The organism is Alishewanella tabrizica, assembly GCF_014652375.1.
Lineage (GTDB): Bacteria > Pseudomonadota > Gammaproteobacteria > Enterobacterales > Alteromonadaceae > Alishewanella > Alishewanella tabrizica.
This window is the reverse complement of sequence record NZ_BMYR01000025.1, coordinates 1-5,770: the sequence shown is the minus strand read 5'-3', so window position 1 is coordinate 5,770 and position 5,770 is coordinate 1. Positions and strand designations below refer to the sequence as shown.

The following is a 5,770-nucleotide window of genomic DNA, read 5'->3' as shown; positions in this document are numbered from 1 at the left end:
TGGCACCAATATGCCTACTAATAGATGCTTCATGTCCGTTCGGTTCTCACTCTTTTAGCCTAACGCCCGCCACAAACGCGAGCAACTTGTTGCGAGTCGAGCGCCCAGAGGGCGCGTTTTTGATGGCGATTGTTAGGGACGTTCTTCACAAGGTACCACCGATAAACAAATGAAAATTGAGAACTATTAAAAATGATATAAAGATAAAGCTCGGAACAGCAATCGCTGTTATTAACAAAGAGATAAAAAGCTTTTTAACCACATCGCTCAGCTCAAGGGTTCTATAACTCACAGTGAAAAAACCAAGTACCAGCAGCAAAAATGCGAGTTTCTCAATGAAACCCGAGGACCAATAGTTAAGCGGCTGACCACTCTTCACAAAAAAATAGTCATCAATAAGCCAAAGAGATAATGCAACCAAGGACAATATCGTCACACCTAGAAGCGTTTTCACATCGAGTCCCTAACGCTCAAAGCAGCTGCGCGGCAAGCGTCGGCTGCCTTTGCTTGTTAAATTTTGCATTCTGCCCCCGCTGCCGAGCCATGTGAAATATATTGGGTTACATTAAGTTGATGCTTGTACTGACCTAGATGTCCCCATTTACCCTCTTTAGATAAATTACCTTTCAGCTTGACCGGAACCATTGGATTCAGATCGCCGAGATGGTAAGAAAAGCGAACACCATCATTTTCCAACGCTTTCTTCAATTCTAAAACCGCAGGAGAGTATTCGATCCATAGCTTTTCTGAAGAGCCGCACTTAATAAAATAACTCCACTCGAAACCTTCGGTGTACGTGCCAATAAATAGCCTTTCTTCTGCATAAGAACCTACTGATAGAAATGCTAAAATCGCAAAAGTTAGTTGTTTCATGATGAAATTTAACGCCGCCAGCACGCGCGGCTTTGTAGTGAAGGCAAAGCCGCAACGGAAAAGCCGTCGCCGTGCCTGGCCTTGTTAAGTTTTATTCACCATCTCCGTCGGGATATTCAGACAGAAATAGTTCCATACCTAAATACGACATGATGCGCATAGATTCGACACTCAGTACTGCGCCACCACCGCAAGCGTCAGGACGAATATCGAATCCAATATCTGCTACATATTTCGCAGGTTTTAGCTGATCACTATTTTTCTTAAGCCAAACGCTAAGTTCTTCGATTTGGGAAGGTAATTCCCAATCTTCATCACAGAGCCAATCAACTCTCTCCGAAGTGTCGCTATTGTAAATGTTGATAGGCAATTGCTGCTCCGAGAAACTTAACGCCCGCCACAAACGCGAGCAACTTGTTGCGAGTCGAGCGCCCAACGGGCGCGTTTTTGATGGCGTTTGTTATACGTAGATTATGCACCGTACTTTAATCTAAAGAGCTGCTTCAGCAAATCAGTGCGTTGGACATTTGAATAACCAACACTACTAATAGCTATCGCAACTGGTAGTAAATGCATTGCTGTCCATGATGCCGCCAACCAAGTAAACACAAATATCCAGATAATCATTCCCGCACAAAAAATTGCAGGCACATAACTCAGTCGATGTAATTGTTTCTCAATACGTTCAATTTGTTTTAGTTTTTGGTACTCATCAAGTGCATTAACATCTTCAATTGAATTAAGCTCCATCTGCTGAATCTCCTCTACGTATAACGAGCCTGTAGAAAAACCTGTTCAGAACACAGCATTTCCACTTCGGCTATTCTGTTTATTATTTGTTATCAACTTTGCAGGTTTCTGGTGAGAATTTCAAGACAAGATTTATTCCGATGTTAATTTGGTTTTATAGCCTCGCTATTAGCGGAGTTTAGGCAACTCTTCACCTCGCTTTACCCCACCTTGCCATAACGACTTACTTTCTCCAGGTTATGCACCATACAGAACAACTGCCATTGGCCTTGCACCTTGGTTTTACCGCGCAAACTAAACCGTTTTAGCCCTTTGTTCGTCCCAATATTGCCAAACACCGGCTCTACTACCGACATCCTATGACTGTATATTTGCTTACCTAACTCGCTATCTACACGCTGTTTCATCCAATCGGTGTAATTTGGCGATGCGTTGGCTCTGAGTAAAAACGATACCTGTCGACCGCTGCCTTTTCGGTGATTGGCTGACTCTGGCGTTTGCATACATTGCTCTTTTAAATCGCAATTGCGGCAGTGCAGTAATCTGCCGCTAAACAGCACCCGCTGTCGTCCATTCGGCTCAGTTCTTATTCCCCAATTTGTTAACCTATTACCCGCAGGGCAAATACACGTCATGGCTATGGGGTCAAATACAAAGGCGGTAGACGGGAAGATAGGCTTTTGCCCTTTTGTTTTGTCTTGATGCCGCTTGCCGTACTTTTGTTTTTGCTCACTGAATTTCGGGTCGCGCTTTCTAAACTGGTTATCCGGTACATAGCCATTGATGTGTTGCTCGTACAGGAAGCGGTTATTGGCTTCATTAGCAAAGCCGGTGTCGGCCGTCACGATGGTATTACCGGCAAAGATATCCTCGCTAATCCCCATCCGTTTATAGCGCTGCTTTATCTTTTCTAACACCGGCACTAAGGTATGGTGCTCTTGTCCTTCACCGAACGCTTGTGCATCCACTATTATCTGATGTTTCTTATCCACAGCAGCCACACCGTTGTATCCCTGAATAGTGCCTTTGCTGGTGGTCATCTTGGCCGATTCGTTGTCGGTGATATTACTTTTTACTTCCTTGCATCGTTTACCCTGGCCCATCCGTGGACTGGCGGTCTTTAAAAAGTGTTCGATTTTGTCATGCGCTTTATTCAGCGTTTCAATACTTTGCTGGTGCCGCGCTTTGCGCTCGTCATCGGCATTGGCCTGCGCATCCAACTTTTTATGCTGTTCCAGATGGTAGCGAATTTGCCGCTTGAGTTTATCCCGTTTAGCGCTCAGCTCTTTAAAGGTGCCTGACCATTCCTTGGCAGCGTTAGAGGACATTTTGCAGCCATCGATAGCGAATAGTTCATTACCTAACAACCCTTGTTGATGGCAAACCAACAATACCTGCTCAAACAGCTGGGCAATTTGCACCGATGAGCCACTGACAAAGGCCGCAATAGTCGTAAAGTGCGGCACGGTATCGCACGACAAGGCTTTAAAGATAATGTTCGTTTCGCAGCACCACTGGATTTCACGGCTCGAGGTAATGCCCTTAGAGTAGGCAAATAGAATAATTTTTAATAACACAGCAGGATCATACGCCGGACGGCCGTTATCTTCATTCTGGTATTTGCAGTGAAATATCGATAAGTCCAGTTTGTTATCAATCAGGTAATGAATGGCATGCTCAAAGGTGCCAGGCTGGAGTTGATCAAGGTAATTAATCACCACCATGGCATTTTGATTGTAATCGTAAGGGATATATTTAGGCATTAGGCGTTGTCCACTTTTTAATCAGACAACGCTATTTGATCACAAACACGATCGCATGAAAAGAGGTTTTTCTACAGCCTCAACGCCCCGCGCATGCGCGCGAACTTGTGAGCGTCGCAAGGGCTGAAGGCCCTGAATGACGCGGTTTGTTATGCGTAAACTTATCTATGACCAAAAATAGTAAAGCCATTATTAGTCTCCTCAATTGGCCAGTGACCAACTTTATTCAGTTCATTCAGTAAAAAATCTGTATTTTGAACCGTGTTGCATACTGGCACATTTTCAAAGCCTGCCTTTTTCACGATTTTGGGAAAGCTTAGCCATTGAATTTCTTTGTAATATCGAGGGCCAAACCAGAACTTATGATTAATATAGGTATCTTCTAATTCACTAATTTCAGGTGAACCAATAAGGCCTACTCCATCGCTATCTGAATCAATAAACTTCCATATTGCGTATATTTCAGGGCAGTTTACGGAGATAAGCATGAATAGCTTTTTCCATTTTGCGTTCGACATCTGAGAATCATTAAACTTAGATCGAATAATCTTATCGACCTCAAGCTCGTGATTTACAAAATCGAAAGTTTTACTGGAGACTGATTTCATATCTTCCTGCATAACGCCGCCAGCACGCGCGTCTTTGTAGTGAAGGCGAAGCCGCAACGAAAAAGCCGTCGCTGTGCCTGGCCTTGTTAAGTCATATATCTGAATGAAAACGCCTTGCCTTTAGACTCGTTTTCTTTAAATCAATTTCAGGGTATTTCTCATGAATAAAGTGACAAAAAGCATTCTGAAGTGACAGAAACTCCTGACGCATTACTTGAAGCCTTTCATATATCTGGTTCTCTTCAGGCGTGCGGAAAAAGTCCATAGGCATTATAAAGCTCAGTTCGTCCCGATGATCCATATAGTTATAAGGCGCAAATCTAATTTGCCCTGTCATCTCGAACCATTTCTGTAGCCAGCTATATAGCTTTTCTTCAAGCTCCTTATCATACAACATGAAAACTGGGCTAGAAATAACCCTTTGTATTGGCTCTTCATGCTCAATAAATTTCATCGCTACATATTTTGGAGCCATTTCCAAGTAATAGCCTGTCGACTCAACATCAATATACTCAAGCAATTCCTGCACTCTATTTATATCTCTATCTCTTAAGGAGTCAGTTGGTGCTGTCGAAGATGCGCTGTTATTGAAAAACTGAGGATAGAATCTTGCAAGCTCATTACGGTTTTTAGATAAATCCTGTTCAATATCAGACCAAAAAAGTATTGCAACGCCAAATTTCCCGCTAGCCACTCTTTGCTTAGATAACTCCATTACGTGCCTTTGCAGATTTACATCTGATGAAGCGCTCGTTGCTATATTAAGCTCCAGCAGAGTAGGCGTAAAAGATTCAGCATTACTTATCTCATCTTCTACAATCTTTTCCGTCAAAGTACCCAGTGTATTTTTACACTGCACCCCTATAAGTCTTCCGTATATATCATAGCCACAGATATCTACACCGTTTTGCTGCTGTCCCTGTCGACCAAATCTAGTGAAGTTTGGGTTGCCCCATCGTGATTTAGCGGCAGATAAACATATCTCCTCAAATTCGTTCCAATCTTTTGGTTTAGGTAGAACTGCATTTGGGAATGCTGGCATAAAAAGTTCCTTTAATATAGGTAACATAGGGTTTTGTATTGACGACTTAACGACGCCCGCAGCGGCGAGCAAAGCGAGTCCAGCAGCCGAAGGCTGCGCGCTGCCGGGCCTTGTTATGCATGTTTATCACCAACGATTTTTTGGATGGTTTTGATAACTTCTTTGCTTTTAATGACTGTTCCTGAATTACCGCAACTATTGATATAGAAACCGTCCAAGTATTCCGATACAAACATTAGATAACTTTCACCTACATCCATATTGAAGCGGCTTGAAGTATTGTCGTTATATAGAGTCAGATACCCTTTAACTACATATTCCGGAGGGGTGCCATATAAGACATTTTCAATTTCGACCTGAAATAGCTCAGCCTCGTAACCTTCAGGATCTTCTATGGGGTCAACCACAATCTTTCTTGATGTTACTTTTCCAATGGCTACGAAATTTGCCTTTTTTATTTCGTCGACAACAGTAACATTCGGGTATCCACCATCACAATATGCAAATAATTTAGAAGAGAAGCCTAGCAGAGCAATTAGAATTATTATTTTTCGCATCATGAATCCCTTATGCATAACGCCGCCAGCAAGCGCGGCTTTGTAGTGGAGGCGAAGCCGCAACGAAAAAGACGTCGCTGTGGCTGGCCTTGTTATAAGCCATCTACTTCCTGCATATTTTCACGCATGGCGATCACTCAATAACATTCAAGCCGATCAGTTAATAACATCCATGCC

The 5,770-nt window shown here is 43.0% G+C and carries 8 protein-coding genes; all 8 read right to left on the bottom strand.

Annotation, left to right across the window (positions count from 1 at the left end):
• Positions 1 to 145: 145 nt before the first annotated feature.
• The 8 genes from IE070_RS16405 to IE070_RS16370 all read right to left on the bottom strand — a co-directional run bounded on the left by IE070_RS16405 (position 146) and on the right by IE070_RS16370 (position 5,611).
• Positions 146 to 454 (bottom strand): hypothetical protein, encoded by a 309-nt coding sequence (locus tag IE070_RS16405; protein ID WP_189484268.1) that lies wholly within the window; start codon positions 452 to 454, stop codon positions 146 to 148.
• 56 nt (positions 455 to 510) lie between these two features.
• Positions 511 to 873, bottom strand: a complete 363-nt coding sequence (locus IE070_RS16400; protein WP_189484267.1) for a hypothetical protein — start codon at positions 871 to 873, stop codon at positions 511 to 513.
• A 91-nt stretch (positions 874 to 964) separates the two neighbouring features.
• Positions 965 to 1,309 (bottom strand): hypothetical protein, encoded by a 345-nt coding sequence (locus IE070_RS16395; RefSeq protein WP_229797117.1) that lies wholly within the window; start codon positions 1,307 to 1,309, stop codon positions 965 to 967.
• A 35-nt stretch (positions 1,310 to 1,344) separates the two neighbouring features.
• Positions 1,345 to 1,623 (bottom strand): hypothetical protein, encoded by a 279-nt coding sequence (locus tag IE070_RS16390; RefSeq protein ID WP_189484265.1) that lies wholly within the window; start codon positions 1,621 to 1,623, stop codon positions 1,345 to 1,347.
• Between the two features lie 200 nt (positions 1,624 to 1,823).
• The gene (locus tag IE070_RS16385; protein ID WP_189484264.1) at positions 1,824 to 3,386 is read right to left on the bottom strand and encodes an IS1182 family transposase; all 1,563 of its coding nucleotides are present in this window, start codon (positions 3,384 to 3,386) and stop codon (positions 1,824 to 1,826) included.
• Between the two features lie 161 nt (positions 3,387 to 3,547).
• Positions 3,548 to 4,006, bottom strand: a complete 459-nt coding sequence (locus tag IE070_RS16380; RefSeq protein WP_189484263.1) for a hypothetical protein — start codon at positions 4,004 to 4,006, stop codon at positions 3,548 to 3,550.
• A gap of 79 nt (positions 4,007 to 4,085) precedes the next feature.
• Positions 4,086 to 5,036: a hypothetical protein gene (locus tag IE070_RS16375; protein WP_189484262.1), complete on the bottom strand. Its 951-nt coding sequence runs from the start codon at positions 5,034 to 5,036 to the stop codon at positions 4,086 to 4,088.
• Positions 5,037 to 5,149: 113 nt separating this feature from the next.
• The gene (locus tag IE070_RS16370) at positions 5,150 to 5,611 is read right to left on the bottom strand and encodes a hypothetical protein (RefSeq protein WP_189484261.1); all 462 of its coding nucleotides are present in this window, start codon (positions 5,609 to 5,611) and stop codon (positions 5,150 to 5,152) included.
• Positions 5,612 to 5,770 lie beyond the last annotated feature (159 nt).